Genomic DNA, 24,021 nt, shown 5'->3' on the forward strand with positions numbered 1-24,021 from the left:
CCTGCCTAGCAACCCCGCGCGGCGCCGTCAGCCCCAGAGCCGCTCGCGATAGGCCTCGAAGCAGCGCGCGCCGCAACGCAGGCGGATCAGCGCGCCTTCGGCCATCGCGTTCGCGCGGCGCGGATCCTCTTCCACCGCCGGGCGAATGGCCTCGCGGTTCCAGTCCTCGCTGTGCTTGATGTCGAGCACCGCGTGCAGCGTGAAGTAGCGCGCTTCCTTGGGGCTGAGCCCCACGCGCTTCAGCCCTTCGGCCGTCGCGGCGGAGCGGCCGGGCGCGGTCAGCTCGATCACGCCCAGCGCCCCTACCGAATGCCAGGCATAGCGGCGGCTGCTCGCCATCGCGGTCATCGCATTGGCGAGGCACAGGCTTTCCCACACGGTGTTCTCGATCACCGGGGTAACGGCCAGCGTCTCGACCAGCGCATCGAGCATCGGGCCGTGCATGCCCTTCTCGGTGCCGTGCCCCATCTCGTCCCAGTAATTGCGGGCGAGTTCGAGCTTCGGGCGGGTCGGCAGCTTCACCTGCGTCATCGCGACGAGATCGTCGAACCCCGCCTCGCCGGCAGCCTCCTGCTCGAAGAACCATCGAAGCTGGTCCCGGTCCGCCTCCGCAGCCAGCCAGGGGAAGAGCGGGTCGCCCTGCCCCGGCCCGGTCGCCTTCAGTTCCTCGAACCAGGCGATGAAGCCCTCGACGTCGGTGGGCGCCGCCGCTGCCTCGTCGACGATCTCGGCGCGCAGTTCCTCGAGGAACGCGCCCTGCAGCCGCTCCATGCGCATGTCGCGCTCGAACAGGCGCTGCCAGTCGTCGGACGGGAAGCCGGGTTCCAGCCGCTCCCGGTTCCAGTGGGCCAGGCCGCGCTGGAAGCTGTCGGTAAGAAACTGCGAACGGATGCGTGGCGCGAAGTCGCGCGCGAGCGTTGCCATGGGAAAACTCTCTCCTGCTTGGCTGCCTAAACCCGCAGGCCGAGGGGGGAGTTCCGATCCACTTAAGTAGATCAACCACTTGGCTGTCACGGCATGGTCATGTGCACCGCAGCGTGCATCGGGTGCATTCGTCGCGCCCAAGTAGGTAATTGCAACAATTGCACGCGCCTCGATAGGGCTGCATCGCCGCCAACGATGCAGCTCTGAGAGGATCCATGTCGCGTATCGCCCACCCCGGACTCGCCGCCAAGGTCACCACCGCCGAACACGCCGCCTCGTTCATCGCCGATGGCATGACCGTGGGGATGAGCGGCTTCACCGGCTCCGGCTATCCCAAGGCGGTGCCGACCGCGCTCGCCGCGCAGATCGAGGCCGAACATGCCGTCGGCAAGCCGATGCGGCTCAAGGTGTGGACCGGCGCCTCGACCGGCCCGGAGCTGGACGGCGCGCTCGCCCGCGTCGACGGCATTTCCGCCCGGCTGCCCTATAATTCCGATCCGATCGCCCGCGAGAAGATCAACGCGGGCGAGATGGACTATGTCGACCTGCACCTCAGCCAGGTCGCCCCGCTCGCCTGGGAGGGGTTTCTCGGCCAGCTCGACGTCGCGGTGATCGAAGTCGCCGGCATCCGCGCGGACGGATCGCTGATCCCCTCCACCTCGGTCGGCAACAACAAGACCTGGCTCGATGTCGCCAAGCGCGTGATCCTGGAGGTGAACAGCTGGCAGAACCCGGCGCTCGAGGGGATGCACGACATCTATTACGGCACCGCGCTGCCGCCCAACCGCGTGCCGATCCCGCTCACCGCGCCCGACCAGCGCATCGGCCAGCCGACGCTGCGCTGCGATCCGCACAAGGTGATCGCGGTGGTCGAGACCAACGCCCCCGATCGCAACCTGCCCTTCGCAGCACCCGACGCGAGCGCGGTCGCCATCGCCCAGCATCTGATCGAGTTCTTCCGCCACGAAGTCGGCAAGGGCCGGCTGCCGCCGTCGCTGCTGCCGCTGCAATCGGGGGTGGGCAACATCGCCAATGCGGTGCTCGCCGGGCTGATGACCGCGCCGTTCGAGAACCTCACCGCCTATACCGAAGTGCTGCAGGACGGGATGCTCGACCTGCTCGACGCCGGCAAGCTGCGCATGGCGAGCTGCACCGCCTTCTCGCTGAGCCCCGCCGCCGCCGAGCGGCTGAACCAGGATCTCGACCGCTTCCGCGACCGCATCCTGCTGCGCTCGCAGGAGATCAGCAACCATCCCGAAGTCGTGCGGCGCCTCGGCTGCCTGGCGATGAACGGGATGATCGAGGCGGATCTGTACGGCAACGTCAATTCCACCCATGTGATGGGCTCGCGCATCCAGAACGGCATCGGCGGATCGGGCGACTTCGCGCGCAACGCCTATATCTCGATCTTCATGTCGCCTTCGACCGCGAAGGGCGGCGCGATCTCCGCGATCGTGCCGCACGTCTCCCATGTCGATCACATCGCGCAGGACGTGCAGATCGTGGTGACCGAGCAGGGCCTGGCCGATCTGCGCGGCCTTGCGCCCCGCAAGCGTGCCGAGCAGGTGATCGAACGCTGCGCCCATCCAAGCTTCCGCCCGATGCTGCGCGACTATTACGAGCGCGCGCTGGCCGGCAGCTATGGCAAGCAGACGCCGATGCTGCCGGGCGAAGCCTTCGCCTGGCACCAGCGATTCATCGATACGGGTTCGATGCTGTAAGACTACCTAGGGTCGGTTCCACGGGACGAATCGTGCCGGCGGCATCGCTATAATGCTCCTGCGCCGTGGCGGCTTGCGCTACGGCCAGGGGTCTGCAGGCTGGTGAGCAAGGAACCGATCGAAGAGCCTCGACGCGATCCGCTGGAAACCGCGCTCAGGCTGCGCGTGACGGCCGCATCGGCGACCGTGATCATCATGATGCTCGCGCATGTGCTTCATCCCCTCGCGCATTCGCGGGATGCGCAGCTGATCGACAGCGCCATCGAATTCGGCGGCGCTGTCTTCGTGCTGCTCCTGCTGATGCTGGGCGGTCCGCAATCGATCCGAGCGCTGCGCGAGCGCCGCCAGGATGCCGAGCGCGCGCATGCCGAGCGCAAGCAGATCAACCATCTGTTCCGCATGACGGAGATGCTGCAAAGCGCCAACGGCTATGCCGACGCCAACGCCGTGCTGGGCGCAACGATCGAATCGCTGCTCGCGGGGTTCGGCGGCGCGCTCTACGTGCTCAACAATTCCCGCGACCGGCTGGAGCTTTCCGGCAGCTGGCATTGGCCGGAGGCGGACACGCTCCGCCCCATGCTCACACCGTCGCAATGCTGGGCGCTGAAGCGCGGCAAACCGCATGTGAACGCGGAGAAACATGGGGCGCTGCGCTGCGATCATCACCTCGGCACGGCGACCGTGCTCGAACTGCCGATGACCGCGCATGGCGAGATCCAGGGCATGCTGAAGATAGCGACCACCCTGCCCGACGCGGCGGCGGAGCTGGCGCGCATCCAGCCGCTCGCCACCGCGATCGCCGATGCGATGTCGCTGGCGATTTCCAACATCGCGCTGCGCGAGAAACTGCGCACCCAGGCGCTGCGCGATCCGCTGACCGGCCTGTACAACCGCCGCTACATGGAAGACGCGCTCGGCCGCTATGCCAGCCTCACCGAGCGCAGCGGCACGCACCTGTCCGTGATCATGATCGACCTCGATCACTTCAAGAAGCTGAACGACGAGTTCGGCCATGCCGTGGGCGATTCGGTGCTGCGCGAGACCGCCGCCACGATCATGGGTGCACTGCGCACCTCCGACGTCGCCTGCCGCTACGGCGGCGAGGAACTGCTGGTGATCCTGCCCGAGTGCAGGCTCGACGAGGCCGTGGTGAAAGCGGAAATCCTGCGCGAACGCATCGAAGCGCTGTCCGCCATGCACGAGGCCAAGGTTTCCGCCTCGTTCGGCGTCGCCGCCATGCCCGATAGCACCCGCGCGGTGGCCGATCTGCTCGGCATGGCGGACGCTGCGCTGTATCAGGCCAAGGAAGGCGGGCGGAACCGCGTCGTCGCCGCGCCGAGCCGCGAAACGCCGATCCTCCCGCTCGCCGCAGAGTGACGCGCCAGCGGGCTTCCGCCTTCAGCTTCGCTCGGTTAAGCCTCGGGAATGCAGGGGACATTTCAGCGCGCCGCGCTCGCACTCGCCGCCACGGCGCTACTCGCCGCACCGCTCGCCGCGCAGACCGGCTATGAGCATGCCGATCCGCTGGTCGGCACCGGCGGCGAGGGCCACACCTTCCCCGGCGCCGTCGCCCCGTTCGGCATGGTGCAGCTGAGCCCCGATACCGATACCGGCTGCGAAATCCGCCAATGCTACGGCCATGCCGCCGGCTATCGCTATGGCGACCCGACCATCCAGGGCTTCTCGCTGACCCATTTCTCGGGCGCCGGTCATTCGGATCTGGGCGACCTCCTGATCGCGCCGGTGGCGGGCGACACGGTGCCGCTGGAACCGGGCGACCCGAAGCAGCCGGGCTCGGGCTATCGCTCGCGCTTCGCTCATGCCGACGAAGTCGCGCGGCCGGGCTATTATGCGGTGACGCTGCAGGACCAGGCCGTCCACGCCGAGATGACCGCGGGCACCCGCGTCGCGGTGGAGCGCTATGCCTTCCCGGCCGGCAAGCCGGCGCATCTGGTGCTCGATCTGCGGAGCTCGCTGTACAATTATCCGGGCAAGATCCTGTGGTCCTCGGTGCGCGTGCGCCCCGACGGTACGATCACCGGCGCGCGCGAGACGCGCGGCTGGGCGCCCGCGCGCAAGCTGTTCTTCGCGATCCGCCCCTCGGTGCCGCTCAAGGCGCACGCCTTCGTCGATACCGAGGGCAAGCTGCCCTATCGCGGCTTCCAGGGGCCCGGACGCGGCGACGAAGGCGTCGCACAACTGCAGGGGCGCGCGATCGTCGCGCGGCTCGATTTCGGCGTACTCGATCGTCCGCTCGAACTCCGCGTCGCGCTGTCGAGCGTCGATGAGGACGCCGCGCTGGCAAACCTCGCCAGCGAGCCCGGCGACTTCGACACGGTGCGCGCCCGCACCACCGCCGCGTGGCGCCAGGCGCTGGGTGCGATCGAGGCGCAGGGAAGCGACAAGGCGCTGCGCAACTTCTACTCGGCCTTCTACCACACGCTGATGGCGCCCAGCGTCTTCTCCGACGCCGATGGCCGCTATCGCGGGCCCGACGACCAGGTCCACCAGGCCGAGGGCTTCACCTTCCACTCGACCTTCTCGCTGTGGGATACGTTCCGCGCCGAGCACCCGCTGCTGCTGCTTGTCCAGCCCGAGGCGCGCAACCGCGACATCGTCCGCTCGCTGATCGCCAGCCAGCAGGCGAGCCCGTTCGGCATCCTGCCGGTGTGGCAGTTCCAGGGGCGCGAGACCTGGACGATGATCGGCTATCACGCCGTGCCGGTGATGGCCGACGCCTATCTGAAGGGCATACGCGGCTTCGACGGCAAGGCGGCGCTCGACGCGATGGTGGCGAGCGCGACCTATGGCCCCTATGGCGGGCTCGACTGGTACCAGAAGCTCGGCTTCGTGCCGATCGACAAGGAGCCCGAGGCGGCCTCCAAGACCGTCGAATATGCCTATGACGACTGGACCATCGCCCGCATGGCCCGCGCGCTGGGCCGCGACGATCTCGCCGCAACGTTCGAGAAGCGCGCGGGCAACTGGCGCAACAGCTTCGACGTCAAGACCGGCTTCCTGCGCGCCCGCAAGAGCGAAGGCGCGTACCGCACGCCGTTCGATCCCACCGCGATCAACTATGGTTCGGACTATACCGAGGGCAATGCCTGGCAATATTCGTGGTTCGTGCCGCACGATCAGGCCGGACTGTTCCGGCTGATGGGCGGCGATGCCGCGGTCGTCCGCAAGCTCGACGCGATGTTCGATTTCGACAATTCAAAGATCGACTACAGCCATGCCGAGGACATTGCCGGGCTGATCGGCCAGTATATCCATGGCAACGAGCCCAGCCACCACGTCGCCTATCTGTACAGCTATGCCGGCCAGCCCTGGCGGACGCAGGAGCGGCTCAAGCAGATCGTCGACAGCCAGTACAAGCCGACGCCGGACGGTCTGGCCGGCAATGACGATCTCGGCCAGATGTCGGCCTGGCTGGTGTTCACGATGCTGGGATTTTACCCCGTCGCGCCGGGATCGAACCAATATGTGCTCGGCCGCCCGTTCCTCGCGCGCGCCGCGCTGACGCTGCCGAACGGCAAGCGCTTCACGGTGACCGCGCCGGGGCTGTCGGACACCAACCGATATGTCGGCAGCGTGACGCTGAACGGCCGCAAGCTCGACCGCGCGTACATCACCCATGAGGAAGTCATGCGCGGCGGCGAACTGCGCTTCGCCATGCAGGCCATGCCGAACCGGACGGTGGTGCCGGCAGCGGGGCGGCCCTATTCGATGTCCGTGCCCGCCTCGCGCTGACGCTGACGTTGAAAAGTCAGCCCTTCCCTCAAACCGTCATCCCGGCGAAAGCCGGGATCCATTCGCCTCTCGGTTTCGGCAAGAACCTTGACCTAGCCCCCAATGGATCCCGGCTTTCGCCGGGATGACGATCAGTAGGGGCCAGTCTTGCAAGTTACGCTATGCCGGGATGCCTTAACCGTCGCCGACGCGTTCGATGTCCGCCCCGACCGCCTGCAGCTTCTCTTCCAGCCGCTCATAGCCGCGGTCGAGATGGTACACGCGGTTGACCTGGGTCTCGCCCTCGGCGGCGAGGCCGGCGAGGATCAGGCTCATCGAGGCGCGCAGATCGGTCGCCATCACCGGTGCACCGGTCAGCTTGGGCACCCCGCGCACGATCGCGGTGCGGCCATGCACCTCGATGTCCGCCCCCATGCGCGCCAGTTCGGGCACGTGCATGTAGCGGTTCTCGAAGATCGTCTCGGTCAGCGTGCTGGCGCCGTCGGCCTTGCACAGCATCGCCATGAACTGCGCCTGCATGTCGGTGGCGAAGCCCGGGAACGGCGCGGTGTTGAGCGTCAGCGGCTGGATGCCGTTCTCGGCGGCGATGCGTACGCCGTTCACCGTCTCCTCCACCGTGATGCCTGCTTCGACCAGCGCATCGAGCGTCGCGCGCATGTCCTCGGCCGAAGCGCCGACCAGTTCGACGTCGCCGCCGGTGATCGCCGCCGCGCAGGCATAGCTGCCCGCCTCGATGCGATCGGGCATCACCGCATAGGTGGCACCGTGCAGCCGATCGCGGCCGTCGATCTCCAGCGTCTCCGTGCCGATGCCGCGGATAACCGCGCCCATCGCGACTAGCAGGTTGCACAGGTCGACGATCTCTGGCTCACGCGCCGCGTTTTCGAGGACGCTGGTCCCGCGTGCCGTCGCAGCCGCCATCAGCGCGTTTTCGGTCGCGCCGACCGAGACGACGGGGAAGCGGAAGCGCCCGCCCGAAATCCGGCCGCCCGGCGCGATCGCCTTCACATAGCCGGCACTCAGCTCGATCTCGGCGCCCAGCGCCTCCAGCGCCTTGAGATGGAGATCGATCGGGCGGTTGCCGATCGCGCAGCCGCCGGGCAGCGACACCGTCGCCTCGCCTTCGCGCGCGAGCAGCGGGCCGAGCACCAGGATCGAGGCGCGCATCTTGCGGACGATGTCATAGGGGGCAACCGTCGACGTCAACCGGCTGGCGCGGACCGAGAGGACGCGGCCGAATTCGTTCGGGCGGGTGCCCTCTACCGAGGTCGATGCCCCCAGCTCATTCAGTAGATGTCCGAAGCTGTCTACGTCCGCCAGCCGTGGCAGGTTCCTGAGCGTGAGCGGCTCGTCAGTCAGCAGCGCACACGGCATCAGGGTGAGGGCGGCGTTCTTCGCGCCGGAAATCGCGATCTTGCCGGCAAGCCGATTGCCGCCACGGATAAGGATACGGTCCATGGCGAGCTTCTAGCCGCTCTGCGCGTCCGCGCAAGCGGTGGGCTGCTGGAGGGGCTTGATCGATTTTAATGCACTGATTTCGTTGCGCTGCTTTGCAGGAAATGCCCGGGGGAAAGTGCAGAGCGTGTCAGCCAGTTGTTTTGCCGATGTTTTGAGCGAGTTCATCACGCTTACGCAACGAGAGCGTGAGGCGCTGGATGCGCTCGAGCTGCGCCAGCGCCATATCCGGCGCGGCGCCATATTGCAGCGTGAGAACGAGCCATGCGGAGAATTGTTCATTCTCCGCAAAGGCTTGATGATGAGCTACGTACTGCTGGACGATGGCAGCCGCCAGATCCTCCGATCCCTGTTCCCGGGCGACATGCTCGGGATCTCGTCGGCAATCTATCGCGAGGCGCCGGAGACGCTCTGTGCCCTCTCGGACACGGTGGTCTGCCCGTTCGACCGCGCCGCGCTGTCCGGCATCATGCAGCAGCATCCGCGCCTTTCGGCGATGATTCTCGTCTACAGCCAGATCGAGCGGGTGGCGCTGACCGACCGTCTCGCCGCGCTGGGCCGCACCAGCGCCAAGGCGCGAGTCGCGGCGCTGCTGCTCGACCTGCGCAATCGCCTCCGCGCGACCGACAAGTCGATCGACCGCGAATACACGCTGGGACTGACGCAGGAGGAAATCGGCGACGCCACCGGCCTCACCGCGGTGCACGTCAACCGGATGCTGCGCCAGCTGGAGGAGGAAGGCATGATCGCCCGCGAGGGCGGCCGCGTCACCCTGCTCGACCGCGCGGCACTGGCCGGTGCAGCGAACTACGTCAATCGCTACGAAGGGCTCGACCTGCGCTGGCTGCCGCCCGCGCGGTGAGGCGCAGGACTCCTCCACCTCCCTCGTCCTTCCCGCGAAGGCGGGAATCCATTTGCCGGGACGGCGGGGGAAAGAACCGCAATTTCAGCGCCAATGGATCCCCGCCTTCGCGGGAAGGACGGGCGTTATGCGTGGGAACGATACCGACGCCGACCACCTCGGCGCAGCGAAAATCGCTTATGCCTTTTCCAGCGTGCACTGCAGCGGGTGCTGGTTCTGCCGGGCGAAGTCGATCACCTGCGAGACCTTGGTCTCGGCGACTTCGTAGCTGAAGACCCCACAAACGCCCACGCCGCGCTGGTGGACGTGGAGCATCACCTGGGTCGCTTCCTCGATGTTCATGCGGAAGAAGCGCTGCAGGACGAGCACGACGAACTCCATCGGCGTGTAATCGTCGTTGAGCATCAACACTCGGTACGGGGTCGGCTTCTTGGTGCGGGTGCGCGTGCGCGTGGCGATGCCGACCGCGTTGTCGTTACCGCGATCATCCTGGTCGCCGTCCTCGGCCATCCGAATCTCAATTGTACGAAGCTCGACCATAGGGGTCGCAAAATATGACGCGCTGCCCCCAAGGGCAAGGCGTCGCGCCGGGCGGACCGCATTTTGTGGCCAAGAAAAAAGGGCAGCCGCCGTAGCGACTGCCCCAATTCGGTCCTTCGCAGGTCGGCAGAGCCGATCAGGCGTTGGTCTTCACCTTCTCGACGGCAACCGCGAAGCGGTTCGAGATCGGCTGCGCGGCGTCGCCGGCCAGCTTGATCATCGCTTCGGTGTGCTTCGAGGCTTCGGCGACATAGGCGTCGAACGCGCCGCGCATATAGTCGCTCTGCAGCTTGAAGAAGTCGGTCGGCGACTTGACCGAGGCCAGGTTCTTCATCGCAGCGGTCGCGCTCTCGAACGAGCGGCGGCTATAGTCGGCAGCTTCCTGGCCCAGGCTCTCGAAGCCCTTGGCGGCGATGCGGCCGGACTCGACGATCGCTTCGATGTTGCCCTTGGCGAACTCGTTCGCTTCCTCGACCAGCTTGGTCGACTTCTCGACGGCAGCCTTGGCGCGCTCGTTCATGTCGCCGAACACATTGTGGGCCTGGGTCGTCGCGTTCTCGAAATTGGTAGCCATGATAGTCGTTTCCTTCGCGGTGCTGGTGGTGACCGCCGGCGCGACGGTCTCTGCTGCTTCGATCACCGGTTCGGCCACGGCCGTGGCCGTTTCCGCGGGGGCGGCGATCGCCTCTTCGACGTTGGTCTTCACTTCCTGCGGTGCAGCGGCATCGACGGGCGCGGGTATCAGCGCCGCGGCCGGGACGATCGTCTCGGCGACGGGCGGTACGGGCGTCGGCGGTGCCGCGGCAGCTTCGGCCAGTATCGCGGACTTCACAGCCCCGCGTGCCGCCATTTTGGCGGCGGGCTTGGCCGTCGTCTTAGGTCCCTTGATGGCCATGTGACTAGCTTCCCTGCCTATTGCTGCACCGCAACAGATAGCGACATGGCGCCCGATTTGCAAGGCGTCATTGTGCACTGCACAAAAAGTTACAAATGCCGCTATTTCCCAACATTTTCTCAGCGCATCTTAACGTAATCCCCCGGAGCTTCCGCAACTGCACAAAGGTTCCCACCCCCTGGCACCCGCGCGCCGTTCACCGCGACTTTGCCACCGTTGACCGCACGCACCCAGTCGACCCAGTCGGGCCACCAGCTCCCGGCATGTTCCGTCGCATTTTCCACGAAGGAATCGAGCGACTCGGCAGGGTTCTGATTGGTCCAGTATTGGTATTTTTTCGCCGAAGGCGGGTTTATTACACCCGCGATATGGCCGGAACCCGCGAGCACGAACTTGTGCGGCCCGCGAAAATGCTCCGTCAACTTCCAGACACTTTTGGCCGGCGCGATATGATCTTCGCGACCCGCCTGTATATAGGCCGGCGTTTCCACCTTGGAGAGGTCGACCGGAGTGCCGCCGATGCTCAGCGCGCCGGGCACGATCAGCTTGTTGTCGCGGTAGAGGTCGGTCAGGTAGCTGAGGTGCCAGGTCGCCGGCAGGTTGGTGACGTCCGAGTTCCAGTGGAGCAGGTCGAACGGCGCATATTCCTGCCCCATCAGATAGTTGTTGGTGACGTAGTTCCAGATCAGGTCGCGCCCGCGCAGCAGGTTGAACGTCGCCGCCATGTAGCGCCCGTCGAGGAACCCGTCGCCGCTGAGGCTGCGGATCATCGCCAGCTGATCGTCGTCAACGAACACGCGCAGGTCGCCCGCGTCGGTGAAGTCGACCTGCGCGGTGAAGAAGGTCGCGCTCGCCACCTTCGCCGCCTCCCCGCGCGCGGCGAGCACCGCCAGCGTCGCCGCCAGCGTGGTGCCGGCGACGCAATAGCCGATCGTGTGCACGCTCTCCACGCCGAGCAGGTCGCGTACGGTGTCGATCGCGTCGATCTGGCCGCGCTCGACATAATCGTCCCACACCACGTCCTTCATGCTCGCATCCGCCGAGCGCCACGAGACGACGAACACGGTGATCCCCTGCTCCACCGCCCAGCGGATGAAGCTCTTCTCGGGGGTGAGATCGAGAATGTAGAAGCGGTTGATCCACGGCGGGAAGATGATCAGCGGCGTTTCCAGCACCTCGTCCGTCGTCGGCGAATACTGGATCAGCTCGTAGAGCGGGGTGCGCTTCACCACCTTGCCCGGCGTCATCGCCAGGTTGCGGCCGAGTTCGAAGGCCCCCGCGGCGGTCTGCGTCATCTGGCCCTTGGCCATGTCCTGCAGCATGTGCTGCAGGCCCTTCAGGAGGCTCTCGCCCTTGGTCTCGACGATCTTCTCGAGCACCTGCGGGTTGGTGGCGGGGAAGTTGGTGGGGCTGATCGCGTCGATGAAGCCTTTGGTGGCGAACCGGATCTGGTCCTTCTGCCGTTCATCGACATGCTCCAGCGCCTCGACATTCTTGAGCATGTGGTCGGCGATCACGAAATAGCTCTGCCGCAGGAAATCGAACACCGGCTGCTCGCGCCACTGCGGCGCCTTGAAGCGCTTGTCGCGCGCCTGCTCGGGCGTCTCGACGAACGGCTCGGCATGGGCAGGATCGAGGAAGCGCTGCCACAGCTGCATCGTGTCCGCCCAGAACTCGGCGCTGGCCCGCATCGCCGGCGTGGGATCGAGCAGCATGCCGAAGGGCGGTGCGCCGGGCGCATGCTCCATCAGGTCCAGACCATGCTCCAGCATCATCTGCTGCGCGCGGCCTAGCACCCAGGTCCAGTGCTGCAGGTCCTCCAGGCGGGGCAAGGTCGGCGTGCGCGTATCGGCCATTCGGTCCTCTCCTTTGCCCCGCCTTAGCGCGGGCCGAGCAATGCGTCATTCCCGGATACGCTTTTATGGCGTAGAACGCGCGCACGACACAATTTTGTGTCGCGTGTCAAAACCCTTGAAAGTCGAGGAAATGTCCGAAGAATTCTACCGCATCAAGCGCTTGCCTCCCTATGTTATCGCAGAAGTGAACGCGATGCGGGCAGCGGCGCGGGCGGCAGGCGAGGACATCATCGACCTTGGCATGGGCAATCCCGATCTGCCCCCGCCCGACCATGTGATCGAGAAACTGTGCGAGGTGGCCCGCAAGCCCGACGCGCACGGCTATTCGCAGTCCAAGGGCATTCCGGGCCTGCGCCGCGCCCAGGCGAACTATTATGGCCGCCGCTTCGGCGTCGATCTCGATCCCGAGACCGAAGTCGTCGTGACGATGGGCTCGAAGGAGGGCCTCGCCAGCCTCGCCACCGCGATCACCGCGCCGGGCGACGTGGTGCTGGCGCCGAACCCCAGCTACCCGATCCACACCTTCGGCTTCATCATCGCAGGGGCGACGATCCGCGCGGTGCCGACAACGCCCGACGACGCCTATTTCGAGAGCCTCGAGCGCGCGATGAACTTCACCGTGCCGCGCCCCTCGATCTTGGTCGTGAACTACCCGTCCAACCCCACGGCGGAGACGGTGGACCTCGCCTTCTACGAGCGCCTCGTTGCCTGGGCGCGCGAGAACAAGGTGTGGATCCTCTCCGACCTCGCCTATTCCGAGCTGTATTTCGATGGCAAGCCGACGCCGTCGATCCTGCAGGTGAAGGGCGCGAAAGAGGTCGCGGTCGAGTTCACCTCGCTCAGCAAGACCTATTCGATGGCCGGCTGGCGCATCGGCTTCGCGGTGGGTAACCGCCAGCTGATCGCGGCGATGTCGCGAGTGAAGTCGTACCTCGACTACGGCGCGTTCACGCCGATCCAGGCCGCCGCCTGCGCCGCGCTCAACGGCCCGCAGGACATCGTCGAGAAGAACCGCCTGCTCTATCACAAGCGCCGCGACGTGATGGTGGAGAGCTTCGCGCGTGCCGGCTGGGAAATCCCCTCCCCGCGCGCGTCGATGTTCGCCTGGGCGCCGCTGCCGCCGGCGCTGGCGCATCTGGGAAGCCTCGAGTTTTCCAAGCAGATGCTCACCCATGCCAAGGTCGCGGTGGCGCCCGGCGTCGGGTACGGCGAGAATGGCGAGGGCTTCGTCCGCATCGCGATGGTGGAGAACGAGCAGCGCCTCCGCCAGGCCGCGCGCAACGTGAAGAAGTATCTCCAGTCGATGGGGGTCAACACGCCGGCGGCGAACGCGGGGTGATGGCGGCAATGCGGCGGTTCTGCTAGACTGCCGTTGCAAATGACATGGGCTTCCTAGGATGCGAGCCTCCGCAGCTGCAACGGCGGGGGCTCATTCCCCTACGACCGTCATCCCGGCGAAAGCCGGGATCCAGTGAGGCCTGCGGTTCGGCTCCATCCCCAGCGTTCTGGCAAATGGATCCCGGCTTCCGCCGGGATGACGGTCGTGTTCGATCCCGGCACGCCCGCATGCGTACGTCGCACTTGCGAACCGCGGCTCGCTCGGGGCAAAGCCCGCGATCATGTCCCGTCCCGGTTTCCCCTTCTCCACCCGCTTCCGCGTCCGCTATTCCGAGATCGACGGGCAGAAGATCGTCTTCAACTCGCGCTATCTCGAATATGCCGATGTCGGGCTCACCGAATTCTGGCGCTGGGCCGATCTCGCCAAGCTCGGGCCCGAATGGATGGAGGCGGAGTTCAACGTCGTCCGCGCGCAGGTCGAGTATAAGCGCCCGTTCCGTTTCGACGATCTGGTCGAGGTGTTCGTCCGCGTGGAGCGGCTCGGCAACAGCAGCATGACGATGCGCGCCGATCTCTGCCACGCCGAGACGGGCGAGCTACATGCCGAGGTGGAACTGGTCAGCGTCCATCTCGACCTGGAGACGCGCCGTCCCAAGCCGATCCCGGACGCGGTGCGCACCGCGCTGCTCGCGATCGGCGGCTAGACGACCACGTCGGCGAAGGCGCCGCCCTGGGCGCGGCCCAGCTTGCGCTTCATCTCTTCCTCGATCTCCTGGCGGATCGCCGCCTGCTTTTCCGGGGAGAGCTGGTCGAACTGTTGCTGGGTGAGGCTGTGCCGCTTGAGCACGGCTTCCTTGGTGCGTTCGGCCGGGCTCTTCCTGGCCTCGCGCAGAAAGGCCTCGGCGGTGTCGTCCACGGGGCCGCCTGCGCCGCCGTGGATCGCAGCACTTGCTGCCACGCCCTTCACGCCACCGATCCCCACCGTCGAAATGCCGAACGCCATGCGCAAATTTCCCTGATGCACAGGCGCATTATAGAAGCATTTACGCTTTCGGGCGCGCCCGGCCGCACTTACTCTGCAGCGCGGGCTTCCTCGGCGTCCTCGGGCAGGGCCCAGAGCAGGTCGCCCTTGCCGAGCACCCGCCCGTCCTGCGCCTGCACCGTTACCGGCGCGATCGGCTTGCCGTCGCGTGCATCGACCAGGATCGGCGACGCGGGCACGCCGGTTTCCCAGCGCTCGCCCCATTGGCGCAGCGCCACCATCGTCGGCAGCAGCGCATGCCCCTTGTCGGTCAGGCGATACTCCACCTTGCGGCGGTCGTCGGCGCACGGGACGCGGGCGAGGATGCCATGCTCCACCAGCCGCGCCAGGCGGTTGGCGAGAATGTTGCGGGCGATGCCCAGCTCGCTCTGGAACTCCTCGAAGTGGCGGATGCCGTTGAACGCACCGCGCAGGATCAGGAACGACCAGCGTTCCCCCATCGCCTCCAGCGCCGCCGGCAGGCTGCATTCCCGCGCCATCGCCCGCAGCGTTTCTCGAACGGCTCCACCCATAGATGCTACCCTATCGTAAAATCCGGGGGTGGGAAACCGGGCGCAACGTCACGCTTCTGCAACAGCGTGGCACGGAAGCCCGACTTTTCCGTCAAATCGGTTGCAAAAACCGGGCTGGTCACGCCATCTAGACAGTGTGCTGCGTCAGTATGAACTTGTAGACCGGGTCCTCTCCTACGACCCCGAAGCCGATGAGGCATTGCTCAACCGGGCCTATGTCTTCTCGGTCAACGCCCATGGCACGCAGAAGCGGGCCTCGGGAGACCCCTATTTCAGCCACCCGATCGAGGTGGCCGGCATCCTCACCGACCTGCATCTCGACGACGAGACGATCGCGACCGCGATCCTTCACGACACGATCGAGGACACGGTGGCGACGCCGGAGGAGATCCGGCGGCTGTTCGGCCCGAACGTCGCCCGCATGGTCGACGGCGTCACCAAGCTGTCCAAGATCGAGGCGCAGACCGAAAGCGAGCGCGCCGCCGAGAATCTCCGCAAGTTCCTGCTCGCAATGTCCGACGACATCCGCGTGCTGCTGGTGAAGCTGGCCGATCGCCTCCACAACATGCGCACGCTCCACTTCATCAAGAAGGAGGAGAAGCGCCGCCGCATCGCCCGCGAGACGATGGACATCTATGCCCCGCTCGCCGAGCGGATCGGCATGTACGAGTTCATGAAGGAGATGCAGACGCTCGCCTTCCGCGAGCTCGAGCCCGAGGCCTATGAATCGATCACGAAGCGGCTGGAGAGCTTCCGCGTCGAGGGCGAGGACCGGGTGCTCAAGATCGCCTCGGGCCTGAAGCTGCTGCTCGGCCGCGGCGGCATCGAGGCGGACGTGACGGGGCGCGAGAAGCATCCCTATTCGATCTGGAAGAAGATGTCCGAGCGCCATGTCAGCCTCGAACAGCTCTCCGACATCATGGCCTTCCGCGCGATCGTCGACAGCGAGGAGGAGTGCTACCGCGCGCTCGGCGCCATCCACCGCCGCTGGCCGATGGTGCCCGGGCGGTTCAAGGATTACATCTCGACGCCGAAGCGCAACGGCTATCGCTCGCTCCACACCACGATCATGCACGCGGGCGACACGCGCGTGGAGGTGCAGATCCGCACCCGCGACATGCATGCCCAGGCCGAATTCGGCCTTGCGGCGCACTGGGCGTACAAGCAGAGCTCGGTGCGGCCCGACACCCAGGTCAGCTGGATCCGCGACCTGATCGAGATCCTCGAACATGCCGAGAGCCCGGAAGAGCTGCTCGAACATACTCGCATGGCGATGTACCAGGATCGCATCTTCGCCTTCACGCCGAAGGGCGAGCTGATCCAGCTGCCCAAGGGCGCGACGCCGATCGACTTCGCCTATGCGGTGCACACCGATCTGGGCGACCAGTCGGTCGGCGCCAAGGTGAACGGCAAGGTGGTGCCGCTGCGTACCGAGATCGAACAGGGCGACCAGGTGCAGATCCTCCGCTCCAAGGCCCAGGAACCGCAGCCCAACTGGCTGAACTTCGCGATCACCGGCAAGGCGCGCGCCGCGATCCGCAGGCACCTGCGCCACAAGGAACGCGACGAGACGATCCGGCTGGGCCGCAAGCTCTACGAGGACATCGTCGCCCGCCTGCCCGTGCCCCCGGGCGAAGGCGCGCTCGCCGAAGCGCTGAAGCGGCTGAAGCTTCCGGACCCGGAAGCGCTGATGGAAGCGATCGCCCGCCGCACGCTTACCGACGGCCAGGTCATGGAAGCCGTGATGCCCGGCTCGGCCAGCGGCGAGGATGACCAGTTGCCGCCCCAGCACCACGCGATCGACATCAAGGGTCTCACGCCCGGCGTGGCGTTCACCTATGCCGAGGATTGCTGCCCGGTGCCGGGCGACCGCATCCTGGGCGTGCGCAAGCCCGACCAGCCGATCGTCGTCCACCGCATCGATTGCCCCAGCCTGGCGACGGTGGAAGAGGCGGACTGGGTGGACCTGACCTGGGGCGACAAGGCCGATGGCGGCGTGGCGGAAATCGCGGTTACGCTAAAGAACGAACCCGGCGCGCTGGGCACGGTCGCGACGCTGATCGGCCAGCACAAGGCCAACATCCTCGGGCTGCGGCTGGATAACCGCGACACGACCTTCCACACCAACACGATCGACCTCGAAGTGCGCAACGCCGCGCATCTGATGAAGCTGCTCGCGGCGCTGCGCGCGGCGGACGCGGTGAGTTCGGCCGAGCGGGTGTGAGGAACGTCCGTTTCCTCCCCCTCCCGGGGGAGGAAACACGGTAGACCTTGGCCAAATCCGCGCTACCTTCCCCCCGATCAGACCTATCGGAGGGGGAACACCGTGGACCGTCGACACTTCCTCGCATCGTCGAGCACCGCCGCGCTTGCCGCGCTGATCCCGGCCGCCGCGCGCGCCGCGGTGGCGGGCACCCGCGATGCCGAGATCAACGCCGTCTACAATCAGATCGTCCTGGAGCGCATCCAGCGCGCGCCCGAATTCGCCACCTCGCTCGGCTTCGACAAAGGCCCGAACGCGCCGCTCAAGCACAAGCTCAGCGACGGCAGCCCCGCCGCCAAGGCGCGCACCCTTGCCGACACCAAAGCCGCGATCGCGAAGATCGAGGCGTTCGCGCCCGCCACCCTGTCCGAACCCGCGCGGCTGGATCGCGAGGTCGTACTCTATTCGCTGCGCAGCGGGATCGTCGCGCAGGACAGGTTCCAGATCGATTCGGTCGGCCGACCCTTCCCGATCTTCCAGCAGGGCGGCGCCTATTTCTCGACGCCGGACTTCCTCAATACCAGCCACACCATCGTGACGCAGGACGATGCCGAGGCCTATCTGGATCGCCTCGACGCCTTTGCCGGCGCGCTCGACCAGGACACCGCCGACCAGAAGGACGCCGCAGCCCGCGGTCTCGTCGCCCCCGGCTTCTGCCTTGAGCTCACCCTCGCCCAGATGGCCAAGCTGCGGCAGCCCGATCCGGCGGCGAACACGCTCACCCAGTCGCTGGTCCGCCGCGCGGCCGCCAAGCAGCTGCAGGGCGACTGGCAGGGCCGCGCCGCCAAGATTGTCGGCGAGAAGGTCTATCCCGCCCTCGACCGCCAATATGCGCTGATCCAGGCGCTGCACGCCAAGGGCCGGACCTCCGCCGGCCTGTGGGACGTGCCGCGCGGCCAGGACATCTATGCCGCCGCGCTGGAGCAATGGACCACCACCAGCTTCACGCCGGATCAGGTCCACAAGATGGGCCAGGAACAGGTGGCGGAGATCAGCGCCCAGCTCGATGCGCTGCTCAAGGCGCAGGGCCTGACCCAGGGCAGCGTCGGCGAGCGGCTGACCGCGCTCAACGCCCGCCCCGACCAGCTCTATCCGGATACGGCGGAGGGCCGCACCGCGCTGATCGCCGGGCTCAACACCGGCGTGCAGGAAATCGCGACGCTGCTGCCCAAGGCCTTCCTCGACCCCAACAAGGCGCCGCTGGAGATCCGCGCGGTGCCGGTGGAGATCCAGGACGGCGCCTCGAACGGCTATTACACCCGCGCCGCGCTGGATGGCTCGCGCCCGGCGATCTACTGGATCAACCTCAAGAGCGTGCACGACTGGCCGAAATACAGCCTGCCCTCGCTCACCTTCCACGAAGGCCTGCCCGGCCACCATCTCCAGATCAGCACCGCGCAGGCGGCGGAAGGGCCGCTGATCCGCAAGTTCGGCTTCTTCAGCGCCTATACCGAGGGCTGGGCGCTCTATGCCGAGCAGCTGGCCGACGAGATCGGCGCCTATCATGGCCCCCTGGAGCGCGCCGGCTATCTCCAGTCCTTCCTGTTCCGCGCCGCGCGGCTGGTGGTGGATACCGGCATCCACACCAAGAAGTGGAGCCGCGAGCAGGCGACCGACTATCTGGTCGCCACCACCGGTTTCCCGCGCGCCCGCTCGCAGCGCGAGGTGGAGCGCTATTGCACCCAGCCGGGCCAGGCGTGCAGCTACAAGCTCGGCCACATCGCCTGGACCCGCGCGCGCGCCAATGCGCAGAAGATCGCCGGCCCGAAGTTCGACCTCAAGCAGTTCCACGAGGTGATCCGGCTGGGCGCGATGCCGCTCACCATGTTCGAACGGCTGGTGGAGGAGCGCGCCAAGGCGATTGCGTGAGGGGATTGAGACTTCCCCGACACGGCAGGGCTGTCCCCCATTGCCGAAATACCGCGTCATCCCCGCGAAGGCGGGGATCCATTGGCGCTGGATCGCCGGTTCTTTCCCCCAGCGCCGAGGGCAATGGATTCCCGCCTTCGCGGGAATGACGATGGTCAGGGAGGTGCCGCTGGCCCCTCGCCTCAACTGCGATAGCCCTCCCCTCGCGGGGGAGGGTCCGCGATAACGAGGTTCGCGCGCGGGCCGGTGGCCTTCGAACTCCCCGGCCCGCGCGCAGGATCAGGCGGCCCTGGTCGCCTGATCCATAAGCGTCTTCGCCAGCGCGATCGCGTCGGCTTCCTTCCTCTTGCCCGCCTGCACCTCGTCGGCGATTTCGAGCAGCCGGCTGGCGATCACCGTGCCGGCCTGCGCCGCCTCGGTGATGCGGATGCCGCCCTTGGCGTTGGCGATGCGATCCCATTCGGCGCGGATCGCCGCCCAATAGCCCTTGGTCGCGCTCCAATAGGCATCCGCCGCCTTCACGTCATAGCCGTCGAAGCGGGTATAGCTGTTCAGCACATATTCCTGGACGACCGGCTGCAGCGTGCCGTCGATCACGCCCATCTTGGTATTGTCCTGCCAGTGGATCCAGCCGGTCGGGGTCGGCTGGTGGCGGTTAATGCCGAGATAGCGGTCATAGACGGGGCCGCGCACCGCATCGCGCCGGGCGAGCGGACGCCAGGTCCAGCCGGAACGCCAGCGCCGCACCCTGCCCTCGGTGGTCCACTGGCCCCAGCCGCCGTAGCGCGGGCTGTCATCGACCTGATAGACGGTCTGCGACCAGCGACCCCGGCGCATCGCCTCGGGCACCGCTTCCCATTTCCAGCTGTTCGGCCCGGCATAGACGAGGACGCGGGCGGGCTCATAGTCCCAGTCCTGGCGCCAGTGCTTGATCACCATGGACTTGCCGCCCTGCGCCACCACCAGCAGGTGCTGGAGCACGATATGGCGGCCGGTGTCCTCGATCACCCGCACCACTTCGTTGCCGCCGGAGACCTTGGCCTCGATCGGCGTGTAATCGGCGCGCCAGGCAGTCGATTCCTGCATGTCAAAGCGCACCTTGTACGCCCCCGCCATGGCGAGGATGTCGCGCCGGTCGGCCTCGAACGATGCCTGTTCCTCGGCAGCGGTCCGTGGTTTCACCGGGCCGTCTGCGGCGGCGGGCAGCGCCGGCAGCGTCGCCAGCAGGCTCAGGGCAAGCAGCCCGATATGGTGGATCTTCATGATGTCCCCTCCAATGCTCAGAAGCGGTAGCTGATCGAGACGCTGCCGTTGCGTCCCGGCTGGGTATAGGCGTCGGTGATCGTCGCGCTGGCGGCGAGGCCGCGCACGTCGTTCCACCAGGCATATTTCGTGTCGAGCAGGTTGAAGATGCCGGCGCGTAGCGTGAGCCCGTCCGTCACCCGCACGAAGGCGGTGGCGTCGACGATGGTGAAGGCATCCGGCCGGTAGCAGGCGGCGGTGCACACGGCCGTCGTGGCACTCAGCTCCTTGCGGGTGCTGTGCGTCACGGTCAGCTGGCCGCCGAACGCGCCGCCCGGCGCACGATAGCCGAGCCCGCCGACGATCTTCGCGGGATCGACCGTCGAGAGCGACGCCCGCGCGCCGTTGCGGATCACGTCACCATCGGCATAGGCGAAGGCGAGATTGGCGCTGAAGCCGCGGCCGAGCTTCGCGTCCACCCGGCCTTCGATGCCGTTCACCCGCGCCTCGTCGAGGTTGATGAACTGGTAGACCGCGGGGTTCGCGGGCGTGAATGCGCCGCCCACCACTTCCTGCGAGATGAAGTTGTCGTAATCCGCATGGAAGCCGGTCAGCTGCACGCGCACCCCGCCGCCGCCGAAGCGGATGCCGCCTTCCACGCTGCGGCTGGTCTCGGGCTTCAGGTTCGGATTGGGTTCGGAGCGATAGCCGAAGGCGAGGTTCTGGAAGAACTGGTTGACCTGGCTCGGCTCAGGCGCCTTGAAGCCCTGCGCATAGTTGGCGAACAGGCTCACGTCCGGGCTCAGCGCGAGCGTCGCGCCGATCTTGGGCGAGACGCGCGAGCCGCTCTGGCTGGCGGAATTGAACGCGGGCAGCGCCGCGTCCTTCTTCGGATCCAGCGCATAATGGTCGAAGCGCAGCGCCGGGAACAGCGTCACCGGCCCGAGACTGATCTCGTCGGATACGAACACGCCCGCCAGCGTGAAGTCGGTGATCGGGAACGCGCGCGTCGGATAGGTCTCGCCGGCGGGCGGCACGGTGCCGTCGCGGAATCCCTCCTGCCGGGTACGGCTGGCATCGGCACCGATGATCAGCCGGTGGCGCAGCGCGCCGGTCTCATAGGCGAACATGATGTCGCCCGATCCGCCGAACACGCGGTTGTCGAAGGTATTCAGCCGGGTGCGATCGGCGAGCACAACGCGGTCCTCGGCGGAGAACTGGCGGTCCTCGGCCTGCTGCCAGTAGAGGCTGAGCCGCGTGCGCTGGATCGCGCCCTGCCCGGCCCAGGTCCAGTCGAACGCCGCACGCTTGCGCTTCGTCTTGTCGTTCGCCGTGGTGCCGGCGACGCTGGTGCTGACGCTGGTCAGCACGTTGCTGTCCATCCGGTTGTCGAGATATTCGCCGGTCAGCCGCAGCTTGTGGCCGGTGCCGGGTTCGTAGACGATGCGACCCAGCACGGCGTTCGAATCGCCGTCCTGCGGATTAGGTTCGGTGCGCGCGGCACCGACGCCGCCCACGCTGCCCTTGTTGTCGAGCTCGGCGAAGTCGCGGCGGGTATAGGCGAGCATCGCCGACCAGGCGCCGCTGCGCCCTGCGAGGATGCCGGTCTCGCTCCATTCCTGGTCGGATGACTGGTAGCCGGCCCGCACCAGCCCGCCCACGGACTTGCCGCCGGTCAGGAAGTCGCCCGGATCGGCGGTGGTGAAGCTGATCGCGCCCGCCAGGCCGTCGCTGCCATAGAGCGCCGAGGCCGGCCCGCGCAGGATCTCGACCGATTTGACGAGGCCGAGATCGACATAGTCGCCGCGCCCCACGCTCTGCGCGCCGAAGGTGAAGCCGTCGGGCACGCGCACGCCGTCCACCTGGATCAGTACGCGATTGCCGCCGATGCCGCGGACCACGAAACCCTCATTGCCCGCGCGACCGGTGGTACCCGATGCCGCGCCGAACCGCGCCGGCTGCCGGGGCACGCTGATGCCGGGCTCGAAGCGCACCAGGTCCTTGATGTCGTTCACCAGCTGGTCCGCCATCTTCTCGTCGGTCACCACGGTGACGGTGGCCGGCACCTTCTGCGTATCGGTGGCGATGCGCGTTGCCGTCACCGTGATCGTCGCAGGATCGGGCGTGCCCTCCTCGTTGGCGGCGAAGCGCGCCTGCTGCGCCTGGGCGAAAGCCGGCGCGGCAGATAGATAGGCGAACAGGCTCGCCGCCCCGGCCAGGCGGGCGATGGAATGGATCACGAAGGCTCCCCTTACTTGCGATTGCAACTGATTCGCAGTTGCTATAACCCGAAAGAGGAGGACGTCAAACCCGTTCCGTAACGATCGCAGACGGCCGCATGGTTGCCGTCGCAGGAACCCGCCGCCACAAGGGCGGTTGCCTTCCCCGTGTCCGTGAGCCCGCCATGTTTCGACTTCCCCGCACCGCCACCGCGCCCTTCTGCCCCTCGGAGGTGCGCGGCACGGTGATGGTGCCCGCCAACCTTCCGCCGCTTGCCAAGCTGCTGCGCTACATGGGGCCGGGGCTGCTGGTCTCGGTCGGCTATATCGACCCGGGTAACTGGGCGACCGACATCGAGGCGGGTTCGCGCTACGGCTATGGGCTCCTGTTCGTCATTCTGGCGTCCAGCGCGGCGGCGATGCTGCTGCAATCCCTCTGCGCGCGGCTGGGCATCGCGACGGGCCGCGACCTCGCCCGGCTGGTGCGCGACCGCTATTCGCCGGGCGTCGCCAGGACCTTGTGGGTGTTCGCCGAACTGGCGATCATCGCCACCGATGTCGCCGAGGTACTGGGCAGCGCGCTCGCCTTCCAGCTGCTGCTCGGCATTCCCTTGTGGATCGGCGTGCTGATCACCGCGCTGGACGTGGTGATCGTGCTGAGCCTCAAGGGTCAGGGCTTCCGCCAGATGGAAGCGATCATGCTGGGGCTGGTCGGCACGGTCGCGGCCTGTTTCGTGGTGCAGCTGTTCCTTTCGCCCCCGGACGGCGCGGCGGTGCTGGCCGGCATGGTGCCCGATCCGGCGCGCCTGGCAGACCCGCACGCGCTCTACCTGGCCATCGGCATTCTCGGCGCGACGGTGATGCCGCACAATCTCTACCTGCACAGTTCGGTCGTGCAGACCCGCGTGTCGCGCACCGACGAAAGCGGCCTGAAGGAAGCGGTGCGCTATGCCCAGATCGACATCATCGCCGCCCTGCTCGCCGCCACCTTCGTCAACGCCGCGATCCTGATCGTCGCGGCTTCCGCCTTCCACGCCAACGGCAACACCGGCGTGCGCGAGATCGAGGACGCCTACCGCCTCCTCGTTCCCGCCACCGGCGCCGCGATCGCCGCACCCCTGTTCGGCATCGCACTGCTCGCCTCGGGGCAGAGCGCCACCTTCACCGGCACGATCGCGGGGCAGGTGATCCTGGAGGGGTTTCTCGACCTCAAGATCCCCTGCTGGGTGCGACGGCTGATCACGCGTGGCCTTGCGCTGATCCCCGCGCTGGTCGGCGTGCTGCTGCTCGGCGACGGCGCGGTCGGCCGGCTGCTGGTGCTGACGCAGGTGGTGCTGTCCGCCGGCCTGCCCTTCGCGATGGCGCCGCTGCTGCTGCTCACCGCCGATCGCACGCTGATGGGCCGCTTCGCCAGCCCCCGCTGGCTGCAGCTGGTCGGCTGGCTATTGTTCGCAGGCATCACCGCTGCGAACCTCTGGCTCGTTTCGAGCCTGTTCGCGTGATGCGCGCCCGCTCGACGGGCCGTTCCGG

Annotated in this window: 18 protein-coding genes; 9 read left to right on the forward strand and 9 right to left on the reverse strand. The window is 67.0% G+C overall.

The window, feature by feature from the left end; translation table 11 throughout:
- Positions 1-27 precede the first annotated feature (27 nt).
- The gene (locus SPI01S_RS16950; protein WP_066725286.1) at positions 28-924 is read right to left on the reverse strand and encodes an iron-containing redox enzyme family protein; all 897 of its coding nucleotides are present in this window, start codon (positions 922-924) and stop codon (positions 28-30) included.
- Positions 925-1,139: 215 nt separating this feature from the next.
- On the opposite strand from SPI01S_RS16950, the gene scpC reads away from it, so the two are divergent.
- The 3 genes from scpC (at position 1,140) to SPI01S_RS16965 (ending at position 6,398) form a co-directional block, all read left to right on the forward strand.
- Positions 1,140-2,645, forward strand: coding sequence for a succinyl-CoA:acetate CoA-transferase ScpC (gene scpC, locus SPI01S_RS16955; protein ID WP_066725293.1), 1,506 nt, complete (start codon positions 1,140-1,142; stop codon positions 2,643-2,645).
- 102 nt (positions 2,646-2,747) lie between these two features.
- Entirely contained in the window at positions 2,748-4,022 is a 1,275-nt protein-coding gene (locus tag SPI01S_RS16960; RefSeq protein ID WP_066725296.1) for a GGDEF domain-containing protein, read from the forward strand.
- A gap of 48 nt (positions 4,023-4,070) precedes the next feature.
- Complete coding sequence (locus SPI01S_RS16965) at positions 4,071-6,398, forward strand: GH92 family glycosyl hydrolase (RefSeq protein ID WP_066725298.1); 2,328 nt, start codon at positions 4,071-4,073, stop codon at positions 6,396-6,398.
- A 174-nt stretch (positions 6,399-6,572) separates the two neighbouring features.
- Here the strand turns inward: SPI01S_RS16965 and murA are convergent, their stop codons facing one another.
- Entirely contained in the window at positions 6,573-7,856 is a 1,284-nt protein-coding gene (murA, locus tag SPI01S_RS16970; RefSeq protein WP_066725301.1) for a UDP-N-acetylglucosamine 1-carboxyvinyltransferase, read from the reverse strand.
- A 151-nt stretch (positions 7,857-8,007) separates the two neighbouring features.
- On the opposite strand from murA, the gene SPI01S_RS16975 reads away from it, so the two are divergent.
- Positions 8,008-8,715 carry a Crp/Fnr family transcriptional regulator gene (locus SPI01S_RS16975; RefSeq protein ID WP_066725304.1) on the forward strand — a complete coding sequence of 236 codons (708 nt, stop codon included), beginning with the start codon at positions 8,008-8,010 and terminating at the stop codon, positions 8,713-8,715.
- Between the two features lie 177 nt (positions 8,716-8,892).
- Here SPI01S_RS16975 and clpS read toward each other — a convergent pair whose 3' ends face one another.
- The 3 genes from clpS to SPI01S_RS16990 form a co-directional block, all read right to left on the reverse strand.
- On the reverse strand, positions 8,893-9,225 hold the full coding sequence (gene clpS / locus SPI01S_RS16980) for an ATP-dependent Clp protease adapter ClpS (RefSeq protein WP_064310916.1): 333 nt from the start codon (positions 9,223-9,225) through the stop codon (positions 8,893-8,895).
- Positions 9,226-9,391: 166 nt separating this feature from the next.
- Positions 9,392-10,150 (reverse strand): phasin family protein, encoded by a 759-nt coding sequence (locus SPI01S_RS16985; protein WP_066725306.1) that lies wholly within the window; start codon positions 10,148-10,150, stop codon positions 9,392-9,394.
- A 119-nt stretch (positions 10,151-10,269) separates the two neighbouring features.
- Positions 10,270-12,006 carry a PHA/PHB synthase family protein gene (locus SPI01S_RS16990; RefSeq protein ID WP_066725309.1) on the reverse strand — a complete coding sequence of 579 codons (1,737 nt, stop codon included), beginning with the start codon at positions 12,004-12,006 and terminating at the stop codon, positions 10,270-10,272.
- 130 nt (positions 12,007-12,136) lie between these two features.
- On the opposite strand from SPI01S_RS16990, the gene SPI01S_RS16995 reads away from it, so the two are divergent.
- Together SPI01S_RS16995 and SPI01S_RS17000 are read left to right on the forward strand one after the other, a co-directional pair.
- Positions 12,137-13,345, forward strand: coding sequence for an LL-diaminopimelate aminotransferase (locus tag SPI01S_RS16995; RefSeq protein WP_066725356.1), 1,209 nt, complete (start codon positions 12,137-12,139; stop codon positions 13,343-13,345).
- Positions 13,346-13,625: 280 nt separating this feature from the next.
- Positions 13,626-14,048, forward strand: a complete 423-nt coding sequence (locus SPI01S_RS17000; RefSeq protein WP_066725315.1) for an acyl-CoA thioesterase — start codon at positions 13,626-13,628, stop codon at positions 14,046-14,048.
- Here SPI01S_RS17000 and SPI01S_RS17005 read toward each other — a convergent pair.
- Both SPI01S_RS17005 and SPI01S_RS17010 read right to left on the reverse strand, forming a co-directional pair.
- Positions 14,045-14,347 carry a hypothetical protein gene (locus SPI01S_RS17005; protein ID WP_066725318.1) on the reverse strand — a complete coding sequence of 101 codons (303 nt, stop codon included), beginning with the start codon at positions 14,345-14,347 and terminating at the stop codon, positions 14,045-14,047. The genes SPI01S_RS17000 and SPI01S_RS17005 overlap by 4 nt on opposite strands.
- A 68-nt stretch (positions 14,348-14,415) precedes the next feature.
- A complete protein-coding gene (locus SPI01S_RS17010; protein ID WP_066725321.1) occupies positions 14,416-14,898 on the reverse strand; it encodes a winged helix-turn-helix transcriptional regulator in 483 nt (160 codons plus the stop codon).
- Between the two features lie 136 nt (positions 14,899-15,034).
- Between SPI01S_RS17010 and SPI01S_RS17015 the strand changes: the two genes are divergently transcribed.
- Both SPI01S_RS17015 and SPI01S_RS17020 read left to right on the forward strand, forming a co-directional pair.
- On the forward strand, positions 15,035-17,122 hold the full coding sequence (locus tag SPI01S_RS17015) for a RelA/SpoT family protein (protein WP_066725323.1): 2,088 nt from the start codon (positions 15,035-15,037) through the stop codon (positions 17,120-17,122).
- Positions 17,123-17,224: 102 nt separating this feature from the next.
- Positions 17,225-19,030 (forward strand): DUF885 domain-containing protein, encoded by a 1,806-nt coding sequence (locus SPI01S_RS17020; protein WP_066725324.1) that lies wholly within the window; start codon positions 17,225-17,227, stop codon positions 19,028-19,030.
- 279 nt (positions 19,031-19,309) lie between these two features.
- Here the strand turns inward: SPI01S_RS17020 and SPI01S_RS17025 are convergent, their stop codons facing one another.
- A complete protein-coding gene (locus SPI01S_RS17025) occupies positions 19,310-20,293 on the reverse strand; it encodes a DUF6607 family protein (RefSeq protein ID WP_066725326.1) in 984 nt (327 codons plus the stop codon).
- Between the two features lie 17 nt (positions 20,294-20,310).
- A complete protein-coding gene (locus tag SPI01S_RS17030) occupies positions 20,311-22,512 on the reverse strand; it encodes a TonB-dependent hemoglobin/transferrin/lactoferrin family receptor (RefSeq protein ID WP_066725329.1) in 2,202 nt (733 codons plus the stop codon).
- A 164-nt stretch (positions 22,513-22,676) separates the two neighbouring features.
- Between SPI01S_RS17030 and SPI01S_RS17035 the strand changes: the two genes are divergently transcribed.
- On the forward strand, positions 22,677-23,993 hold the full coding sequence (locus tag SPI01S_RS17035) for an Nramp family divalent metal transporter (protein WP_066725332.1): 1,317 nt from the start codon (positions 22,677-22,679) through the stop codon (positions 23,991-23,993).
- Positions 23,994-24,021: the final 28 nt, after the last annotated feature.

The organism is Sphingomonas pituitosa NBRC 102491, from assembly GCF_001598435.1.
In the GTDB taxonomy this organism is placed as follows: Bacteria; Pseudomonadota; Alphaproteobacteria; order Sphingomonadales; family Sphingomonadaceae; genus Sphingomonas; species Sphingomonas pituitosa.

Coding starts and splice junctions, on each gene's coding strand:
- scpC (WP_066725293.1), top strand. CDS start 1,140: ATGTCGCGTATCGCCCACCCCGGACTCGCCGCCAAGGTCACCACCGCC.
- SPI01S_RS17005 (WP_066725318.1), bottom strand. CDS start 14,347: ATGGCGTTCGGCATTTCGACGGTGGGGATCGGTGGCGTGAAGGGCGTG.
- SPI01S_RS16995 (WP_066725356.1), top strand. CDS start 12,137: ATGTCCGAAGAATTCTACCGCATCAAGCGCTTGCCTCCCTATGTTATC.
- SPI01S_RS16965 (WP_066725298.1), top strand. CDS start 4,071: ATGCAGGGGACATTTCAGCGCGCCGCGCTCGCACTCGCCGCCACGGCG.
- SPI01S_RS17035 (WP_066725332.1), top strand. CDS start 22,677: ATGTTTCGACTTCCCCGCACCGCCACCGCGCCCTTCTGCCCCTCGGAG.
- SPI01S_RS16985 (WP_066725306.1), bottom strand. CDS start 10,150: ATGGCCATCAAGGGACCTAAGACGACGGCCAAGCCCGCCGCCAAAATG.
- SPI01S_RS17010 (WP_066725321.1), bottom strand. CDS start 14,898: ATGGGTGGAGCCGTTCGAGAAACGCTGCGGGCGATGGCGCGGGAATGC.
- clpS (WP_064310916.1), bottom strand. CDS start 9,225: ATGGCCGAGGACGGCGACCAGGATGATCGCGGTAACGACAACGCGGTC.
- SPI01S_RS17025 (WP_066725326.1), bottom strand. CDS start 20,293: ATGAAGATCCACCATATCGGGCTGCTTGCCCTGAGCCTGCTGGCGACG.
- SPI01S_RS17000 (WP_066725315.1), top strand. CDS start 13,626: ATGTCCCGTCCCGGTTTCCCCTTCTCCACCCGCTTCCGCGTCCGCTAT.
- murA (WP_066725301.1), bottom strand. CDS start 7,856: ATGGACCGTATCCTTATCCGTGGCGGCAATCGGCTTGCCGGCAAGATC.
- SPI01S_RS16990 (WP_066725309.1), bottom strand. CDS start 12,006: ATGGCCGATACGCGCACGCCGACCTTGCCCCGCCTGGAGGACCTGCAG.
- SPI01S_RS16950 (WP_066725286.1), bottom strand. CDS start 924: ATGGCAACGCTCGCGCGCGACTTCGCGCCACGCATCCGTTCGCAGTTT.